The following is an 18786-nucleotide window of genomic DNA, read 5'->3' as shown; positions in this document are numbered from 1 at the left end:
TTGGTAAATTTTAGGCTTTCAACTAATACTTCAGGCTGGAAAAGGAAGAAAAATATTGACCTTAAAAGTTGTAATTTACTGAGAATCAGAAATAAAAAAGGCAGGTTTGCACCTGCCTTTTTCCCCAAATCTTACCATGAACTTAACCTACTTATGCTATGGTCCTCCAAATGTAAACTAATAGTATTGGAGTCCCTTAAAATTTTGGCTAAACTTCTTTTTAATCGGTTGAAATGCGCTACCTGATATTTTATTATAAAAGGTGTAAAATTGAATTATATGTGAAAGGAGGTATTTGGAGAGGGCATATAATATAAAAAGGCAGGTTTTCACCTGCCTTTTTCCCCAAATCTTACCATGAACTTAACCTACTTATGCTATGGTCCACCAAATGTATGCTAATGCATTGGAGTCCCTTAAAATTTTGGCTAAACTTCTTTTTAATTGGTTGAAATACCTTTGACTGGCTATTATACTATAATAGGTGAAGAAAAGTCGTATTAAATGTGTGGAAAAATAAAATCAAAATTAATTATAAATAAAAAAGGTGGAGAAGTCTCCACCTTTTTTGCCCCAAATCTTACCATGAACTTAACCTACTTATGCTATGGCAGGTCTAAAGTAACCGCCTTTAGTTCGCTGCAGCTAAAAAGCCGATAAATAGCACATATTATCGATGAAACGCACAAAATTGTGCATTTCATCGATAAAAATGTTAATATGCCCTTTCGTTTTTGCCCTCATAAAAGTTTATAAAGGCCCTGTTTACAACCCTGTTTCCACCGGGAGTGGGATAATCACCTGTAAAATACCAATCGCCCAGGTTTTTTGGGCAGGCCTGATGTAAACTTTCAATAGTTTGATAAATGATCTGCACTTCAGCTTTAATGTCTGCCGGGCTCAGTAGCTCACCAATTTTCTTCGATATTTGATCAGCGGTAAACGGCTGATAGAAATCTTTTACATAATTAACGACATCTTTATCAGCGGTGCGAATTTGTTGAACACATTTATGATATATCTCTTCTACTTTCTGCATTGAATTCTGCTCCTTATGCAATTCAAGCGCAGCTTTGAAAGCTATAAAATCTTCCAGTTTAGCCATATCTATGCCATAGCAATCGGGATAGCGAATTTGCGGTGCGGAGGAAACAACTATTATTTTCTTAGGTGATAGCCTGTCCAAAATCCTTAAAATACTTTTCTTTAATGTAGTACCCCTAACAATACTATCATCTATAATAACAAGGTTGTCATTTTTGTTTACAGAGCCATAAGAAATATCATAAACGTGTGCAACGAGATCATCCCTGCTGCTATCCTGTGTAATAAACGTTCTTAATTTTGCATCCTTTATGGCTACTTTTTCAATTCTGGGGCGAACATCTAAAATTTCATTTAGTTGCACTCTTGTTATGCCGGGTCCTAATTTAAGGATCTGTTCTTCTTTTTTCTTATTCAAATAATTCTGCGCTTCTTTGATCATTCCTAAATAAGAAGTCTCTGCGGTATTGGGGATATAAGAAAAAACCGTATTTCTAATATCTTCATCAATAGCAGTCAATATTTGCGGGAAAATTAACTTACCCAATTCTTTGCGCTCCTGATATATTTCCTTATCGCTGCCCCTGGAAAAATATATTCGTTCAAATGAGCAGGCTTTTCTTTCTTTTGGCTCTAAAATTTCAGTAGCGCTTACCGTTCCATTTTTCTTAATAATTAATGCGTTGCCGGGGTCAAGTTCTTTGATATCGTCATACCCGACATTAAAAACTGTTTGAATAGCAGGTCTTTCGGAAGCTACTACAACTACCTCGTCATTTTTAAAGTAATAGGCAGGTCTTATTCCTGAAGGGTCTCTTAGCACAAAGGCATCTCCATGCCCGAACATCCCGGCCATTGCATAACCACCATCCCAATTCTTTGAAGCTTTTTTGAGTATTTTGGAAACTTTTAATCTTTCGGCAATCAAAGGTGATGCCTCCATCTTATTATAGCCCTCCTTTTTAATTTGCCGGTATAGTTTTGCTACGGCATCATCAAGAAAATGCCCTATTTTTTCCATGACCGTAACGGTATCTGCCATTTCCTTAGGATGCTGGCCCAGTTGTATCAAATTATCAAAGAGTTCATCAACATTGGTCATATTAAAATTACCGGCAACAATAAGATTTCTATGCATCCAGTTATTTTGCCTAAGGAAAGGATGTACATTTTCAATACTGTTCTTTCCAAAAGTCCCATATCGAACATGCCCCAGGAGTACTTCACCAATATATGGGATATTCTTTTTTTGTAAATCTGTATTGTCTATATATTCAGGGTTTTCTTTTAAAGCAGTATTAATACGGTCATTAATCTGCGCAAAAATATCTTGTATTGGTTGTGTTTCTACAGAACGCACTCTGCTCATATAGCGCTCTCCGGCAGCCATGTCTAATTTAATACTGGCAAAACCTGCACCGTCCTGACCGCGATTGTGCTGTTTTTCCATCATTAAATACATCTTGTTTACACCATAAAAAATAGTGCCGTACTTTTCCTTATAATAATCTAAAGGTTTTAATAGCCTTATTAAAGATATTCCACATTCGTGTTTAATGGCGTCACTCATTATTTAAATGAATTAAAAAAGCCCCGTTAATTCGAGGCGTGTTTTATTATTGTAATTCAATATCAAATTGTGTCAATTCCCTGAATTGATGTAACCTTCTCTCCACGTCTTCTTTTTTTAAATTTGCCATTCTTTCTGTTCCAAAACGTTCTACGCAAAATGAAGCGAGATTGGATCCATGGATAACAGCATTCTTTAAATTGTTGAATGATTCGTTTTGTGTCTCTGACAGATAACCTACAAAACCTCCTGCAAAAGTATCACCTGCGCCGGTAGGATCAAAAACTTCTTCTAAAGGAAGAGCTGGGGCAAAGAATATATTATCATTATGGAAAAGTAAAGCACCATGCTCCCCTTTCTTTATGACTACATATTTCGGTCCCATAGTATGAATTTGGGCTGCAGCTTTTACTAAAGAATATTCATTAGTTAGTTGTCTTGCTTCTTCATCATTTATGGTAATAATATCTGTATGTTTTATGACCTCTTTTAATTCTTCCGAAGTATTATTCATCCAATAGTTCATAGTATCTAGGACAATTAACTTTGGTCTTTTCTCCATTTGATTGATAACGCTCATTTGGATGCTGGGATGTAAATTCCCCAACATAACCACCTCTGAATTTTTATAGTTTTCGGGCACAACTGGATTAAAATCTGCCAGTACATTCAGTTCTGTACTAATTGTATCCCTGGTGTTGAGATCGTTACGATATTTACCACTCCAAAAAAAGGTCTTACCCCCTTTTACAATTTCTATAGCGGAAATATCAATATTTTTATCTGCCAGAAATTGTAGATATTCATAAGGCAAATCATCGCCTACTACAGAGATAATCGCTGCATCTACATCAAATTGCGAAGCTGCCAGACCAATAAATGTGGCAGCTCCTCCAAGAATTTTATCGGTTTTGCCAAAAGGGGTTTCAATAGCATCGAAGGCAACAGTACCAACAATTAAAAGTTTTCCCATAGATATTTTTTTTGAAATACGCTGCAAATATACACTTTTGAAATCCCAAATAATCGTAATTAAAAACTAAAAAGGGCATAATTATTTTCGACCAAAATCTGCAGGGATTTCTCCCCATGCCTTTGTTTCCCATTTGACAATCGGGGTGTTATATGAATTATTTTTTAACCATTCAACCGCCCTTCGGATGAGATCGAATAAGGCTTTGTTTTTTTTGTTCTCCAAAAGCTTGGTATTACAGCTTTTTTTCCTCACCCAGCTCATAGCAGTCCTGGAATCTGTATAAATAACACGATCGCTATTTTTCTGCTTTAAAAAAGCCAATCCGTGAACTATCGCAAGAAACTCACCTATATTGTTGGTGCCTTCTTGGAAGGGGCCTTGTTTAAATAGTCTTTTCCCTGTCTTGGTATCAACACCCTGGTATTCCATTATTCCTGGATTTCCACTGGATGCCGCATCCACAGAAATAGAATGATAATTTGGTTCTCCTATTTTAAGAAGATCCTGAGGGGAAAGCTGAGGGCTGTTTTTTTTCTTTCCTTTATAAGCATCGTAATTACTGTTATAGGCTTTTTTGGCTATTTCAAAACTGGGGAATGACATATATTGGGCTCCTTTTGCACCAGATATTGCAGCTTTGCAATCATCCCAACTTTCATATATCCCGGGTCTTTTGCCTTTCCAAACCACATAAAATTTGTCCTTTTTTGCCATTACCCCTTAAATAACAGTTCTTCGATTACCCTTGGAAAATGCTCATATTCCAGTTCATGTACTTTTTGTGCTATAATTTCTGGGGTATCCCCGGCATCTACAAATGTTCTTACCTGCATGATAATGGCCCCTTCATCATAATGCTCATTAACATAATGTATAGTAATTCCTGTTTCGGGTTCTGAATTCTCTTTTACAGCCTCGTGAACCTTCATTCCATACATTCCTTTTCCTCCGTATTTTGGTAGTAACGCAGGATGAATATTTATAATTCTATCTGGAAAATAATCAATTAATCTTTTTGGAATTCGCCATAGGAAACCAGCGAGGACAATTAAATCGAGATTGAGATTATTTAAAAAATCTGAAATTAAGTTAGATTCCACAAAGGCGTGCCTGTTAAAATATAAAGCACTAATATTAAGTCGCGCGCACCTGTCTAAAACTTTGGCGTCTTTTCTGTTTGTTAGGACAGCGACTATTTCAACTTGTGTATTATCAGAAAAATATTGAATAATGTTTTCAACATTTGAACCCGAGCCTGAAGCAAAAAGAACTATTCGTTTCATTTAGACAAAATTATTCTTTTTGAAATTAAGTCCTAAGTTTATTGAAGATAAGATACGTCACTGCCCGGAATTGGCTACTTCTTAAATAGAAAAAAGCATACGTTTTATTGATTTTAGGCATTTTGTAGACAGAAAATTTGTGATCAAACTAATATTCTTGAGTTTAAATTTCTTAAATTACGATACATTTTTACGTCAAATAGTGTTATTACACCATAAGTTTTTTATTTTTGCCATCGATTTAAATTTTTAAAACCAAAATTATTATGTCAGACATTGCATCAAGAGTAAAAGCTATCATCGTTGATAAATTAGGAGTTGATGAGAATGAAGTTGTAGCCGAAGCTAGCTTTACCAACGACTTAGGGGCAGATTCATTGGATACTGTTGAGTTGATAATGGAATTTGAAAAGGAATTTGATATTCAAATCCCTGACGATCAAGCAGAAAATATCGCAACAGTTGGCCAAGCTATTAGTTATATAGAAGAAGCCAAATAAATTTATGATTTCTTGATAAAGATTTATAATTATCCATGCGGTAATCGTGCTGCATGGATAATTTTTTTTAATTTACGCTTGGGTTAGACATCAATTTAAAATTGGGTTAAATGCAATTAAAAAGAGTTGTGGTTACTGGACTTGGTGCCTTAACACCTATTGGCAATAACATTGAACAATACTGGCAAGGCTTAAAGGAAGGCAAAAGCGGATCGGCACCTATTACCTATTTCGATACTGAAAAATTCAAAACTAAATTTGCCTGCGAGTTAAAAAATTTTGATGCTCAAAACTACTTTGATAGAAAAGAGGCGCGGAAATTAGATAAGTTTGCTCAATATGCCTTAATTTCTTCAGATGAAGCTATTATAGATTCAGGATTAGATTTAGAAAAAATAGATAAATTTAGAGTAGGCGTTATCTGGGGCGCTGGAATTGGTGGCTTGGAAACCTTTCAAAATGAGGTATTAAATTTCGCTGCCGGAGACGGAACACCAAGGTTCAATCCTTTTTTTATTCCTAAAATGATTGCAGACATTGCCCCGGGCAATATCTCAATTAAGCACGGTTTTATGGGACCTAACTACACCACAGTCTCAGCATGTGCATCTTCTGCCAACGCTATGATTGATGCATTAAATTATATAAGATTGGGTTATTGTGATATTGTTGTCTCAGGAGGAAGCGAGGCAGCAGTGGCGATTGCAGGGATGGGAGGTTTTAATGCCATGCATGCTCTGTCAACCCGCAACGATAGCCCGGGAACAGCTTCTAGACCCTTCGATGCAACCAGAGATGGATTTGTTCTTGGCGAAGGAGCCGGGGCATTAATTCTGGAGGAATTGGAACATGCAAAAGCGAGAGGAGCCAAAATATATGCAGAATTAGTTGGAGGAGGATTATCCAGTGACGCATATCACATGACCGCGCCACATCCTGAAGGTATTGGCGTTGTAAGGGTAATGGAAAATTGTTTACGCGATGCGAATCTTAGACCAGAAGATGTTGATGCCATAAATACACACGGAACAGCTACCCCGTTGGGAGATGTTGCTGAATTAAAAGCAATTAGCCAGGTTTTTGGTGATCATGCTCCGAATATAAATATTAATTCTACTAAATCAATGACAGGACATTTATTGGGTGCTGCTGGTGCGATTGAAGCAATAGCTTCAATTTTAGCAATGAAGTATAGCTTGGTTCCACCGACTATAAATCATTCTGTGGTAGACGAAAATATAGACCCAAAGTTAAATTTAACGCTTAACAAAGCCCAGAAAAGGGAGGTTAATGTGGCAATGAGCAACACTTTTGGTTTTGGCGGACACAATGCGTGTGTGGTATTCAAGAAATATAGCTAAAAAGCAAGATGAACTTTCCTTCAAATATATTTAATTCCCATTCTAAAGAGGATGGGGATTTTTTTTTAGGGATTTCAAAGATATTAGGATTTAAACCCAAAAAACTAAGTGTTTACAAAAAAGCCTTTCTTCATAGATCTGCTAATAAAAAAGATAAAAATGGCCTTCCATTGAATTATGAAAGACTTGAATTTCTTGGCGATTCTATGTTAGGGACTATTATTTCCCGATACTTATATAATGAAGTTCCCAATGGGGATGAAGGGTACTTAACTAAAATGCGCTCTAAAATAGTGAGCAGAAAACATTTAAATGAATTGGGGAAAGATTTAAATCTTATATCATATGTAGAAAGTAGAATCCCCAAATCACATTTTGGCGATAATATACATGGAAATGTTTTTGAAGCTCTGGTAGGGGCAATTTATTTAGACAGGGGTTATAAATATTGCGAAAAGTTCATTAACGATCGGGTAATAGAGCCGTATGTAGATATTGAACAGCTGGAAGGACAAGTAATTAGTTATAAAAGCCTGGTTATTGAATGGTGCCAAAAGCAGAAAAAGGAATTCAATTACAAGGTATATGAGGATACCGGTAAAGATCCTCTAAAGCATTTTGCGGTGAAACTTTCAATAGATGAAAGAGTAATGGCTAAGGCAAGGGCTACTTCAAAAAAGAAAGCTGAAGAAAAAGCATCTAAAAGAGCATTTTTTGCGCTGCAGGATAAAATGGGGAAGATACAGATATAATAATCTTATATTTACAGTTTACTCGAAGAAATGATCACAATGCATAAATTTTCTGATGATTTTTGTGAAGAAAATTATGTACTCATTGCATTACATAGTGATTTGGAAGATTATGCTTTAGCCTATACATTAAATAGGACACTTAAAATAAGTTTAATAAGATCGAAGACAGATCTTGATATATCGAATGAAACCTCCTTTCCTATTTATGAATGGAAAGATAAACTAAATGAAAGGTATTGGACTTTAATTGTTAATACCAGTATTAAGGAGGAATATTTGGAATTTCATGATCTTTTTAGCAATGAAACATCCTCTACCGTTTATCACGTAATACCGGAATACAAGGATGTTGATTATTTATTAAAAATTGAGCAGGAAGAAGATGAAATAGATAGTGATATGCTGGATACTATTCTTGAAATACCCAAGATAATTACTGCATACCAAATTGAAACCAATAATCTAAAATCCAAGCAAAACTTAATTATATAGCAGTATGCCTAATACAAAAAAGACAAAAATTGTAGCCACCTTGGGGCCGGCAACGAGTAAAAGAGAGGTCCTAAAGGAGATGATAGTATCCGGAGTGGATGTCTTTAGAATTAATTTTTCCCATGCAGATTATGAAGATGTTTCCCAGCGCGTTGAAATGATTCGTTCACTTAACGAGGAATTGGGAATGTATACGGCCATTCTTGCCGACTTACAAGGCCCGAAATTAAGAGTTGGGGTTATGGGGGGTGAAGTTATTGTCGTACCAGGAGACGAAATTACTTTTGTAACTGGTGAACCATTTGAAGGAAATGCCGAAAAAGTTTATATGAATTATTCGAGCTTTCCAAAAGATGTAAACCCTGGGGAGCGTATTTTGCTAGACGACGGAAAACTGATGTTTGAAGTCCTTACCACGAATAGGGAGAATGAGGTAAAGGCGAAAGTAATTCAGGGAGGTCCATTGAAATCGAAAAAAGGAGTAAACCTGCCAAACACAAACATTAGCTTACCTGCTCTTACTGAAAAGGATATTGAAGATGCTATTTTCGCAATATCTCTCGATGTAGATTGGATTGCCTTGTCTTTTGTAAGATTTAGTCAGGATCTTATTGACCTTCAAAACTTAATCAGAGAACACTCTAAATACAAGATTCCAATTATTGCAAAGATTGAAAAACCAGAAGCAGTAAAAAATATTGACAAAATTGTTTCTTATTGTGATGGGATTATGGTTGCACGAGGAGACTTAGGAGTGGAAGTTCCCGCTCAGGAAGTGCCACTTATCCAGAAGAAATTGGTGCTGAGAGCGAAAAGAGCAAGGATTCCTGTAATTATCGCCACTCAAATGATGGAAACTATGATTACCTCCCTTACGCCTACAAGGGCTGAGGTTAATGATGTGGCAAACTCTGTAATGGATGGGGCAGATGCGGTAATGCTTTCGGGGGAGACTTCTGTAGGAAATTATCCGGTTGAAGTTATACAAAAAATGGCCAGTATCCTGCATAGTGTTGAAGGATCTGATTTAATTCAAGTTCCTCAGGAACCACCACATATTCGCACAAAAAGGTATATTACCAAATCTGTTTGTTATCATGCGGCCATTATGGCGAATGAAATTAAAGCAAAAGCCATATCTACACTGACCAACAGTGGTTATACAGCTTTCCAAATTTCAGCATGGCGACCAAGTGCTCATATATTGGTATTTACCTCTAACAGACGAATATTAACCCAGCTAAACCTGCTTTGGGGAGTTAAAACATTTTATTATGATAAATTTGTTTCAACAGACGAGACCATTGAAGATGTAAACAGCATTGCTTGTAAAAAAGGTTTTTTAGACGTCGGTGATATGCTTATAAGTTTGGCTGCAATGCCAATAAAGAGCAAGGGTATGGTAAATACTCTAAGGGTTACAGAAATTGAAACATGTAGCTTCTAGACCTATTTTCAGAATAATTTATTAGAATATTTTAAGCCACTTCTCGCTCGAAAGCAATAAAGTTTACAATCTTACCCTTTTTGTTGAAAATGGGTTCGCCTTTAATCCAACAGTTGTAAGTTGAGCCATCTCTTCTGTAATTAACTACTATTGCTTCAAAAGGCTTCTTGTTTTTAACAGCTTTTCCTATGGTTGCGCTAACTTCCCTGCTGGTCTCTTCACCCTGAAAAATTCTCGGAGTTTTACCCTTAATCTCATTTAGGGTATAACCGTTCATATTAAAAACATTATTCGTGGCATAGACAATTTTTAATTCAGGATCTGTTACAAGGATAACTTCTTCTTTATCTAAGAGTTCCTCATTAAAAGAGTTCCTGTATGACCAACGGTTAGCTTGAGCAAGGTTTTTTAGAAATCTAAGATCATCAAAATCTCTGCAAATCTGATCAAAATTAGGCCCTGAATGATCCCAGGAAGATATTGGAAAGCTATTTAGCTTTTTATTGGTATAGAACTTAGACGCTGCTCTGTCATAATTGTTTAGTTCTTTCATATACTCTATCTGTTAGTCTAAAGGGCATAATAATGCCCTCTAGACAATGTTGTAAATAGTGATTAGTCGGTCAGTGTTATGATTACTCGATCCAAAATTCCTGTAAACGTAAAAGGATCACCTTCATAATCCTTGTCAACTTGTGTCCCGGAATCCATTCCGACATCAAATGTTTCAGCAAGCGAATAGGTGGATATATGCATCATTTCAAAATAATCCTCATCAACTTTTTCACCATTCACATAGAGTTCACCTGTTCCTGACCAAGGTTTAAGTGTTCCATCTATCTTTGATCTGTCAAGAATAAAATTGAATTTCAGATCGGTTTGCCCTGTCGGTAATTTAGGAGATGTTAAATGATAATGTACACCGTCCAGGAAGTTATAATCAAAGTGTAGCTTGCCACCCTTTATGTACATAGTATATCCACCGGTCATACCACCACAGGCAACAATTACGCCCTTTTCATCTCCTTTTAGGTCGATGGTGGTTTCAATTTTATGTGATCTGCCTTTAACAGGAACAGATGCTTTTTCCGCTATGCGGACGGCTCCGGGAGCATAATAGGTGAACTCCTTCTTATCCCCAAAAAGAACATAGTTAACTGCATTTAATCTCGCCAGCATATCGTCATACATGGGGTAAACTTGATTTGCCCATGCTTCTTCCTCGAATATTTTCTTAAGCTCTTCTAATTTTTCTGGAAATTCTTCCGCAAGATCCTTGCTTTCAGAAAAATCCTCTGCGACGTGATATAGCTCCCACACATCATCTTCAAATGGCGCAACTAAGTTAACATCCCATGGCATTCTATTAGCATGCAAGGTAACAGCTTTCCATCCATCTACCCATATGGCTCTGTTGCCAAACATTTCGTAATACTGGCGCTTTTTAGCATTTGGTGCATCAGCATTATCAAAAGAGTAATTCATAGATACACCAGTGAAGGGTTGTTGTTCTATTCCATGGTATTCATCTGGTCTTTCAACTCCAACTGCCTCCATAATGGTAGGCGCAATGTCACTGATATGATGATATTGGCTTCTGACTTCTCCTTTTGACTTTATTCCGTTCGGCCAGTGAACCACTAACGCATCTTGTTGGCCTCCTCTGTGTTCTGATTGTTTAAAATACGGAAATGGAGTGTTTCCTGCCATTGCCCAACCAGCATGATAATGTGGATAACTATCCCATTGTCCCCAATTATCATAATTCCTCATATTAGCATCAAAAGGGGTTTGCATTCCATTTAAGACATAGGTTTCATTAAATGTACCTGCAAGTCCACCTTCTCCCGAAGCTCCATTATCTGCAGTGACCATAATCAAGGTATTATCAAATTCTCCGATTCTCTTTAGGGTCTCAATTACCCTACCAATCTGATGATCCACATGATCCATTTGAGCTGCAAAAACTTCCATTTGCTTAGCATACATTTTTTTTTCATCATCATTTAAAGAATCCCAAGCTGGAATTTCTGCTATTCTGGCGGAGAGCTTTGTATTTCCAGGGGCGACACCCAACTTTTTCTGATTTTCAAGAATCATTTCCCTGGCTTTATCCCAACCCATGTCAAATTTGCCTTTATACTTGGCAATATATTCATCCGGAGCATGGTGAGGTGAATGCATTGATCCAGAAGCCCATAGCATCATAAACGGTAGATCCTTGTCCAATGACTTATGACCGGTTATCCATTCTATAGCCCTATCAGCTAAATCCTTATCAAGGTGATCGGCTTTTCTGTATGGCTCAGGATGATGATCGTCCCACATCACTGGTATAAATTGATGAACATCTGCAGCCATAAAAGTATAAGCATGCGCAAATCCTTCATCACTTGGCCAACGATCAAATGGGCCCACTTGCGAAACTTCATATAAAGGAGTATGATCCCATTTCCCAAGTGCATAATTTACATAACCTTCCTCTTCAAGATAATTTGCAACTGATTTAGCAGATGGAGGCACAATCGCGTTATAGCCGGGAAATCCCATGGCTGTAAGTGCATGACTACCCAACCCAATCATATGAGGATTTCTACCTGCCATGAGTGTAGCTCTGGATGGGGAACATAATGCGGTGGTGTGAAAATTATTATAACGTAATCCGTTATCAGCTAATTGATCAATGTTTGGTGTTTCAATTAATCCACCGAAACTTCCAACTTGCGCAAAACCGACATCATCTAGCAAGAAGATGATAACGTTAGGGGCATCTTTCGGAGGTCTTTTTTTCTCAGGCCAAGCTTCAACAGATTCTTCATATGTTTTGGCAATTTTTCCTTTGAACTCAACTTGAGATTCTTTTTCGGATTCAGAATTTTGTTGCGATTCGCTACACCCTATAAGGAAGAAAAGAATGGGTACGAATAAAATTAGGTTCAGTTTTATTTTCATTTTATAGTTATTTTCATTTCTAATCATTGTTTAAAAATTAAAAACATAATTAAAGAATTCCTGGCATGTTTAAATAATAAGCCAGGAAGACCATTAAAAAAGGTGTTCTTTTTTATAGCAATTTACATCAAGAGTACTAAAAGATATTTGAGTGGTAAAATTTACAGTGCTTATTAACAGTTTTGTTTAATAATTGAAGCGAACAGGGCTATTTTTATTTCTTAACTATAAACAAATTTTTTTTATTTTCTATTGGTAAGACTGCTAATTAATGATAAAGTATGTTCTTTAAAAAGGGGATTTTTGACAGGATAAATAAGAAGAAATTAGGTGGTAAATTAGAAATCAAACCTGAGTTGAACTGTTACAACATCTTTCATCTTATCCGTTTCCCTGATGTCCGTATTCAAATTAGCAAGCGAAATACCCAATAAGCGAACCGAATTTTCCATTTTTTCCTGATATAATAACTCTTTGGCGGTTTCTAATATTAGATCTTTACCTGCTACGAAATAGGGTAAAGTTTTGCTTCGTGTTTGGAGACTAAAATCACTATATTTTATCTTTAAGGTTATTGTTTTACCTGCTATTTCCGATTTCTTTAACCTGTCTTCCAGTTCCTTGGCAATATGATCTAATCGTTCTAACATGAAAATCTCACTACTAAGGTTTTCACTAAAAGTTCGTTCGGCACCTACGGATTTAGGAATCCGTTCCGCCTTGACAGCACTATCATGAATACCTCTTACTACATGGTAATAATGAGCTCCGCTCTTTCCGAAATGTTCTTCCAAAAATTCCAGTGATTTGCTTTTCAAATCTTTCCCAGTGAAAATACCCAGTTTATACATTTTATCAGCAGTGACTTTGCCAACACCGTAAAACTTTCTTATTTCTAGATCCTCGAGGAATTGAAATACTTCCTCAGGATTTACTGTTTTTTGTCCATTGGGTTTGTTATAGTCGCTGGCAATTTTGGCTACAAATTTGTTAATAGATATTCCTGCCGAAGCGGTTAAGCCTAATTCATTAAAAATTCTCTGCCTTATTTCCTGGGCAATTAGGGTGGCGGAAGGGTTACCCTTTTTATTCATCGTAACATCCAGATAAGCTTCATCCAATGAAAGTGGCTCCACCAAATCCGTATAGTCCAGGAAGATTTCACGAATTTGTTGCGATACCTCTTTGTATCTGTAAAATCGTGGTTTTACAAATATAATATGCGGACAATTTTGCCTTGCCAAATATCCGCTCATCGCACTTTTCACCCCATATTTTCGAGCCTCGTAGCTTGCAGCAGATACCACCCCTCTTTTTTCACTCCCACCCACTGCAACTGGCTTACCCCTAAGCTCACTATTATCCAATTGCTCAACCGAGGCATAAAATGCATCCATGTCTACATGTATTATTTTTCGTAAAGGGAAATCATTGTGCATATTCAAATTTAAGGTATATTTAGTCTAATTGAAATGGGACAAAAAACAGCAATTATATTAGGAGCTACCGGCTTATGCGGAAGCATTCTATTGCACATGCTTCTAAATGACGAGCGGTATAAGAAAATAAAATTATTTTCGAGGAAAACAGTTGGAATAAAGGATGAAAAGCTGCAGGAGCACTTGATTGACCTGCTAGAATTATCCGATTACGAGAGTGATTTCCTGGCAGATGAAGTTTTTTGCTGTATAGGAACTACCAAGGCTAAAACCCCGGATAAAGACCTTTATAAAAAAATTGACTACGGCATTCCTGTCAGCGCTGCAGAATTGTGTAAAAAAAACAAAATAAGAACATTTGTTGTAATTTCTGCATTAGGAGCAAACGCTGAAAGCAATGTTTTTTATAATAAACTAAAGGGGCAAATGGAAAATGCTGTGGTTTCTAAGAAAATTCCAAAAATTCATATTTTACAGCCATCACTTATTGGGGGTTATAGGGAGGAGAAAAGGCCCGGGGAATGGCTTGCAAAGAAAGCCTTTCTTATTTTGAATGCTATTTTAGTAGGACCATTTAGGAAATACAGATCTATATATCCTCAAACAATAGCCCGTTGTATGGTATGGCTGGCAAATAATTCATATAAAAGAGTTAAAATTCCTTCTGATGAGATCGTAAAGTTGGGAGAAATTGAAACTTAAGAGTTATCCACATCTAAAGCTTAAGTTTGAACAAATATGATAGAAATAGAAAGAAAGTATCTGGTGAATTCAAAGGATTATAGATCTTTAGCCTTTTCCAAGTCACATATTGTTCAGGGGTTTTTAAATTCACATCCGGATAGAGTAGTGCGAATAAGAATAGCAGATGATAAAGCCTTTTTGACTGTGAAGGGCAGATCAAATTCTGCAGGCACTACCAGATTTGAATGGGAAAAAGAGATACCAACCCCGGAGGCTAAGCTACTTTTAGAGCTATGTGAAAAAGAAATTTTGGAGAAAATCCGCTATTTTGTGAGAACAGGAACCCATATAATTGAAGTAGATGAATTTCTTGGTTCAAACCAGGGGTTGGTGATAGCAGAAATTGAATTTGAAAAAGAAGAGGACAATATTGAAGTGCCGTCCTGGGTTGGATTAGAGGTAACAGGGGATATCAAATATTACAACTCTCAGTTAAGCAAAAGCCCTTTTAAAGAATGGAAAGTGTGAAATGAAAATTATTAAACAGGACTCAATCTAAAAAGCACTTTTAAACTGTTCTAGGAATCTTACGTCATTTTCACTGAGCAAGCGGATATCTGAAATTTGATGAAGCAGCAAAGCGATGCGATCTATACCCATTCCAAAAGCAAAACCAGAATAGGTTTTACTATCAATCCCACAATTATCTAAGACATTCGGATCTACCATACCGCATCCCATTATTTCCAACCAGCCAGTTCCTTTAGTCATCTTGTAGTCTGTTTCTGTTTCCAGTCCCCAATAGACATCTACCTCAGCACTAGGCTCTGTGAACGGAAAATACGATGGACGAAGCCTGATTTTGGACTTCCCAAAAAGCTCTGTGGTAAAAAACTGCAGTGTTTGCTTTAGATCTGCAAAGGATACTTTCTTATCGATATAGAGTCCTTCTACCTGATGAAAAAAACAATGCGACCTGGCAGAAATTGCCTCATTTCTATATACTCTGCCTGGAGAGATAGTTCGGATTGGTGGCTTGTTGTTTTCCATATACCGCACCTGAACAGAAGACGTATGGGTACGCAAGAGCACGTCTGGATTAGTTTGAATAAAAAAGGTGTCCTGCATATCTCTGGCGGGATGGTGTTCCGGCAAGTTTAAAGCAGTGAAGTTATGCCAGTCATCTTCAATTTCAGGACCCTCGGAAACATTAAAACCTATTCTGGAAAAAATATCTATGATTTGGTTTTTTACTATGGAAATAGGATGGCGCACTCCGAGTTCCATAGGCTCGGAAGGTCTTGTAAGATCATTATATATCCTTTTTTCCTGGCTTCCAAGTTCAATGGCTTTTTTAAGGGTATTTACCTTTTCAGTTGCCTTACTTTTAAGTTCGTTAATGGTTTGACCAAATTCTTTTTTGTCCTCGGCAGGGATATTTTTGAATTCGGAAAAGAAATGATTCAAGAGACCCTTTTTTCCCAGATATTGAATTCGGAAAGCCTCAATTTCCTGAGCATTATCTGAAGAGAAGTCATTTACTTCGGTAAGGTGCTTTTTCAGCTGGTCTATCATCATCATTTTTAATAAATAGCCTTCTAATCATAGCAAAAGGCAATAGAAAAGGCAAATTTATAATAATTATCTATCAAGGCGGCATATTTATGATAAAACCATCTTTCTTTACTTTGTCAACCATATCCCATTGCTCTATCCATTTAACACATTCATCAAACTTTTTAAAAATATGTTCCTTAGGAACAAGATCTGGAATAATGTCTATCCGCTCCATCATATATTTTGGCTGGTCCAAAATATTTACAAAAAGAGGCATGATATCATTCTTCCTCAATTCTTGCAGTACTTCTTCCATTGCATAAAGTCCCGATTGGTCCATATATTGCATCCGGCCAAGTCGTAAGATAACTATCCTGGCTGTTTTGGGAATTTGCTCCGCCAGCCGCAGAAAATCACTCGTAGTTCCGAAAAAAAGTGGACCCTTTAGATGTTTAATAAAAACATCCTGTTTTAGGTTTTCAGGAAAGTTCTTCTCATCTGCCCATGATTTTTCTTTAAGTAAAGGTTTAACATCCGACCGTTGAGCGGTAAGATCTCCAATTTTTTTCATAAACATTAAAGAAGCAATGATAAGACCTATGCCAACAGCATAAACCAGATTCCAGAATGTGGAAAGTACCAATACAACCAACATTACCATAACTTCAGAACTAAGTCGTAAGGGTCCCAATTTCATATCTTTTGGCAAGCTTGGAATTGCCCGTAAGCCTTTATAATCCATAACACTTATTCCTACGGTGATAAGAATCCCTGCAAGAACGGCAGCTGGTATTTGTGAAGCAACAGGACCAATTGCCAATAAAATCGTCAATAAAATTATGCCTGCAAGCATTCCGGACAATTTAGTTTTCCCTCCGGAATTTATATTTACTACGGTTCGGATTGTTGCGCCAGCACCCGGCAGACCTCCGAAAATAGCGGCTATACTATTACCAATGCCCTGTCCTACCAGTTCTTTGTTAGGGTTATGTTTGGTTTTAGTCATATTATCAGCAACAACAGAAGTTAAAAGCGAATCAATAGCACCTAATAAGGCTAGTGTAAGAGCTGTAAAAATGTAGGGAGTGATAGCGTTAAGCTTAAATTTGGTAAAAATCTCTAATTTAGGCATCGGAAATCCCTCCGGTATTTTTTCTATAGATCTATATTCTAAATCAAATCCGTAAGCAATTCCAGACACAACTATCAGGGCTACAAGTGTACTTGGAATGATTGTGGTAATTTTTTTAAATCCGTATATAATAAGAATGGTGCTCATTGCAAGAATAAGTTCAAGCCAATTAATATTATTTATTGCTTTGGAAAGTACTTTTATAGATCCTAAAACCCCTGAAGCTTCAGAAGAAGCAAGCGTCCTTGCTTCATCTAAAATCGCATTTTCGGTAATTTCTCCAGACCGGTTGATAGTTTCTTCAAAATCTTCAAGAACCAGGATACCCTCTCCCGCTTCCTCTCGTAAAATATTCTCAAGAATTAACTCTTCCGCTTCTGGCTTAAACTGATCTACAAATTCTGAATCTTCTTTGGGATAATAACCAATGGCCGGAAGAATTTGGGTAATGATAATTATTGCTCCAATAGCTGTCATAAAACCCGATACAACAGGATAAGGTATATATCTTATATATCTGCCTATTCCAAGGATTCCCAAACCAATTTGAAAGAGTCCTGCCAGGAGGAAAACACCTAAAATAGCGGGCAAGGCTTTTTCAATGCTGCCATCGTAGATTGCAACAATCCCGGCAATTACAACCATACTCACAGCCGTCATGGGTGCAGTTGGCCCAGAAACCTGAGTACTTGTACCGCCAAAAAGAGCGGCAAAAAAACTTATAAATATAGCACCGTACAATCCTGCGCTAGGACCCAATCCTGATGAAACTCCAAAAGCCAGCGCCAAGGGGAGCGCTACAATTCCTGCGGTTATTCCGCCAAAAAGATCTCCTTTAAAATTTGAGAACAGGGTTTTCATAGTTATGAATATGAATATGTACGGGTTAACAAGATAGAATATTTTATGAAGAAAAAGGGCCGGTGTACTACACCGGCCCTTTTTCTTTCTGTAATTATGATTTAATCCAAATGATAAATTTCCATAATATTCTTTAAAATACCTTCGAAATCTATTTTTAAGTCAATTAGTCTACCTGTATGGACATCAAATACCCAACCATGTACTTTTAGATTTCGATCGCGATAGGCTTTCTGTACTGCAGCCGTTTTTATCAGGTTAACACATTGTTCCTGGACATTTAGTTCTACTAAACGATCATATTTTTTGTCCTCATCTTCAATAGCATTGAGTTCCTTCTTGTGGATACGATATACATCTCTTATATTTCTTAGCCAGGGATTCAAAATACCCAAATCTGCAGATTGCATTGCTGCTTTCACTCCTCCACATGCATAATGGCCGCAGACGACAACATGATTCACTTTAAGGTGTTCCACCGCATAGTTTATAACAGACATTGCATTTAAATCAATGCTGATTACCATATTAGCGATATTTCTGTGAACAAAGACTTCTCCAGGCCCCAGGCCCATTAAATCTTCTGCTGTTACCCTACTGTCTGAACAACCTATATATAACAATTCCGGGCTTTGACCCTTACCTAATTCTTCAAAATATTCTTTGTCGCCAGATAGCTTATCGGTAATCCACTTTTTATTGTTTTCAAAAACTTTATCTATGTTCATTTTTT

At 36.8% G+C, this 18786-nt stretch carries 17 protein-coding genes; 7 read left to right on the top strand and 10 right to left on the bottom strand.

The features are described 5' to 3' along the window. Window positions 1-715: 715 nt before the first annotated feature. The 4 genes from Q0874_RS02225 to Q0874_RS02210 form a co-directional block, all read right to left on the bottom strand. Window positions 716-2614 (bottom strand): amidophosphoribosyltransferase, encoded by a 1899-nt coding sequence (locus tag Q0874_RS02225; protein ID WP_299158826.1) that lies wholly within the window; start codon window positions 2612-2614, stop codon window positions 716-718. Window positions 2615-2660: 46 nt separating this feature from the next. Then, on the bottom strand, window positions 2661-3587 hold the full coding sequence (locus tag Q0874_RS02220) for a PfkB family carbohydrate kinase (protein WP_299158824.1): 927 nt from the start codon (window positions 3585-3587) through the stop codon (window positions 2661-2663). A gap of 81 nt (window positions 3588-3668) precedes the next feature. Beyond that, on the bottom strand, window positions 3669-4304 hold the full coding sequence (locus Q0874_RS02215) for a ribonuclease H family protein (protein ID WP_299158822.1): 636 nt from the start codon (window positions 4302-4304) through the stop codon (window positions 3669-3671). Continuing rightward, window positions 4304-4873, bottom strand: a complete 570-nt coding sequence (locus Q0874_RS02210) for a phosphoribosylglycinamide formyltransferase (protein ID WP_299158820.1) — start codon at window positions 4871-4873, stop codon at window positions 4304-4306. The genes Q0874_RS02215 and Q0874_RS02210 overlap by 1 nt, the downstream gene beginning before the upstream one ends. A gap of 266 nt (window positions 4874-5139) precedes the next feature. On the opposite strand from Q0874_RS02210, the gene Q0874_RS02205 reads away from it, so the two are divergent. The 5 genes from Q0874_RS02205 (at window position 5140) to pyk (ending at window position 9428) form a co-directional block, all read left to right on the top strand. Next, complete coding sequence (locus Q0874_RS02205) at window positions 5140-5373, top strand: acyl carrier protein (protein WP_009778413.1); 234 nt, start codon at window positions 5140-5142, stop codon at window positions 5371-5373. 110 nt (window positions 5374-5483) lie between these two features. After that, complete coding sequence (gene fabF, locus Q0874_RS02200; RefSeq protein ID WP_299158818.1) at window positions 5484-6734, top strand: beta-ketoacyl-ACP synthase II; 1251 nt, start codon at window positions 5484-5486, stop codon at window positions 6732-6734. Window positions 6735-6742: 8 nt separating this feature from the next. Then, on the top strand, window positions 6743-7486 hold the full coding sequence (gene rnc / locus Q0874_RS02195) for a ribonuclease III (protein ID WP_299158816.1): 744 nt from the start codon (window positions 6743-6745) through the stop codon (window positions 7484-7486). Window positions 7487-7525: 39 nt separating this feature from the next. After that, window positions 7526-7981, top strand: coding sequence for an IPExxxVDY family protein (locus tag Q0874_RS02190; protein WP_299158814.1), 456 nt, complete (start codon window positions 7526-7528; stop codon window positions 7979-7981). Between the two features lie 4 nt (window positions 7982-7985). Then, window positions 7986-9428: a pyruvate kinase gene (gene pyk, locus Q0874_RS02185; protein WP_299158812.1), complete on the top strand. Its 1443-nt coding sequence runs from the start codon at window positions 7986-7988 to the stop codon at window positions 9426-9428. A gap of 31 nt (window positions 9429-9459) precedes the next feature. On the opposite strand, the gene Q0874_RS02180 is transcribed toward pyk, so the two are convergent. The 3 genes from Q0874_RS02180 to dinB form a co-directional block, all read right to left on the bottom strand. Continuing rightward, window positions 9460-9981, bottom strand: coding sequence for a PAS domain-containing protein (locus Q0874_RS02180; RefSeq protein WP_299158809.1), 522 nt, complete (start codon window positions 9979-9981; stop codon window positions 9460-9462). 62 nt (window positions 9982-10043) lie between these two features. Further along, window positions 10044-12380, bottom strand: a complete 2337-nt coding sequence (locus tag Q0874_RS02175) for an arylsulfatase (protein WP_299158807.1) — start codon at window positions 12378-12380, stop codon at window positions 10044-10046. Between the two features lie 338 nt (window positions 12381-12718). After that, window positions 12719-13819: a DNA polymerase IV gene (gene dinB / locus Q0874_RS02170; RefSeq protein ID WP_299158804.1), complete on the bottom strand. Its 1101-nt coding sequence runs from the start codon at window positions 13817-13819 to the stop codon at window positions 12719-12721. Between the two features lie 33 nt (window positions 13820-13852). Here dinB and Q0874_RS02165 point away from each other — a divergent pair, with 33 nt between their 5' ends. Together Q0874_RS02165 and Q0874_RS02160 are read left to right on the top strand one after the other, a co-directional pair. After that, complete coding sequence (locus Q0874_RS02165; protein ID WP_299158801.1) at window positions 13853-14521, top strand: NAD-dependent epimerase/dehydratase family protein; 669 nt, start codon at window positions 13853-13855, stop codon at window positions 14519-14521. Between the two features lie 36 nt (window positions 14522-14557). Beyond that, window positions 14558-15031, top strand: coding sequence for a CYTH domain-containing protein (locus Q0874_RS02160; RefSeq protein ID WP_299158798.1), 474 nt, complete (start codon window positions 14558-14560; stop codon window positions 15029-15031). Window positions 15032-15058: 27 nt separating this feature from the next. On the opposite strand, the gene pheS is transcribed toward Q0874_RS02160, so the two are convergent. The 3 genes from pheS to Q0874_RS02145 form a co-directional block, all read right to left on the bottom strand. Then, entirely contained in the window at window positions 15059-16078 is a 1020-nt protein-coding gene (gene pheS / locus Q0874_RS02155) for a phenylalanine--tRNA ligase subunit alpha (RefSeq protein ID WP_299160085.1), read from the bottom strand. 73 nt (window positions 16079-16151) lie between these two features. Continuing rightward, window positions 16152-18053 (bottom strand): SulP family inorganic anion transporter, encoded by a 1902-nt coding sequence (locus Q0874_RS02150; protein WP_299158796.1) that lies wholly within the window; start codon window positions 18051-18053, stop codon window positions 16152-16154. A 101-nt stretch (window positions 18054-18154) separates the two neighbouring features. Further along, window positions 18155-18781: a carbonic anhydrase gene (locus Q0874_RS02145; RefSeq protein WP_299158794.1), complete on the bottom strand. Its 627-nt coding sequence runs from the start codon at window positions 18779-18781 to the stop codon at window positions 18155-18157. Window positions 18782-18786: the final 5 nt, after the last annotated feature.

The organism is uncultured Eudoraea sp. (genome assembly GCF_947490415.1).
Taxonomy (GTDB): Bacteria; Bacteroidota; Bacteroidia; order Flavobacteriales; family Flavobacteriaceae; genus Eudoraea.
The sequence above is the reverse complement of the archived record's forward strand: the minus strand, read 5'-3'. Positions and strand labels throughout refer to the sequence as shown.

What these genes read in the sequence shown, in the direction of transcription:
- Q0874_RS02225 (WP_299158826.1), bottom strand. Translation starts at nt 2,614, where the DNA reads ATGAGTGACGCCATTAAACACGAATGTGGAATATCTTTAATAAGGCTA.
- Q0874_RS02220 (WP_299158824.1), bottom strand. Translation starts at nt 3,587, where the DNA reads ATGGGAAAACTTTTAATTGTTGGTACTGTTGCCTTCGATGCTATTGAA.
- Q0874_RS02215 (WP_299158822.1), bottom strand. Translation starts at nt 4,304, where the DNA reads ATGGCAAAAAAGGACAAATTTTATGTGGTTTGGAAAGGCAAAAGACCC.
- Q0874_RS02210 (WP_299158820.1), bottom strand. Translation starts at nt 4,873, where the DNA reads ATGAAACGAATAGTTCTTTTTGCTTCAGGCTCGGGTTCAAATGTTGAA.
- Q0874_RS02205 (WP_009778413.1), top strand. Translation starts at nt 5,140, where the DNA reads ATGTCAGACATTGCATCAAGAGTAAAAGCTATCATCGTTGATAAATTA.
- fabF (WP_299158818.1), top strand. Translation starts at nt 5,484, where the DNA reads ATGCAATTAAAAAGAGTTGTGGTTACTGGACTTGGTGCCTTAACACCT.
- rnc (WP_299158816.1), top strand. Translation starts at nt 6,743, where the DNA reads ATGAACTTTCCTTCAAATATATTTAATTCCCATTCTAAAGAGGATGGG.
- Q0874_RS02190 (WP_299158814.1), top strand. Translation starts at nt 7,526, where the DNA reads ATGCATAAATTTTCTGATGATTTTTGTGAAGAAAATTATGTACTCATT.
- pyk (WP_299158812.1), top strand. Translation starts at nt 7,986, where the DNA reads ATGCCTAATACAAAAAAGACAAAAATTGTAGCCACCTTGGGGCCGGCA.
- Q0874_RS02180 (WP_299158809.1), bottom strand. Translation starts at nt 9,981, where the DNA reads ATGAAAGAACTAAACAATTATGACAGAGCAGCGTCTAAGTTCTATACC.
- Q0874_RS02175 (WP_299158807.1), bottom strand. Translation starts at nt 12,380, where the DNA reads ATGAAAATAAAACTGAACCTAATTTTATTCGTACCCATTCTTTTCTTC.
- dinB (WP_299158804.1), bottom strand. Translation starts at nt 13,819, where the DNA reads ATGCACAATGATTTCCCTTTACGAAAAATAATACATGTAGACATGGAT.
- Q0874_RS02165 (WP_299158801.1), top strand. Translation starts at nt 13,853, where the DNA reads ATGGGACAAAAAACAGCAATTATATTAGGAGCTACCGGCTTATGCGGA.
- Q0874_RS02160 (WP_299158798.1), top strand. Translation starts at nt 14,558, where the DNA reads ATGATAGAAATAGAAAGAAAGTATCTGGTGAATTCAAAGGATTATAGA.
- pheS (WP_299160085.1), bottom strand. Translation starts at nt 16,078, where the DNA reads ATGATAGACCAGCTGAAAAAGCACCTTACCGAAGTAAATGACTTCTCT.
- Q0874_RS02150 (WP_299158796.1), bottom strand. Translation starts at nt 18,053, where the DNA reads ATGAAAACCCTGTTCTCAAATTTTAAAGGAGATCTTTTTGGCGGAATA.
- Q0874_RS02145 (WP_299158794.1), bottom strand. Translation starts at nt 18,781, where the DNA reads ATGAACATAGATAAAGTTTTTGAAAACAATAAAAAGTGGATTACCGAT.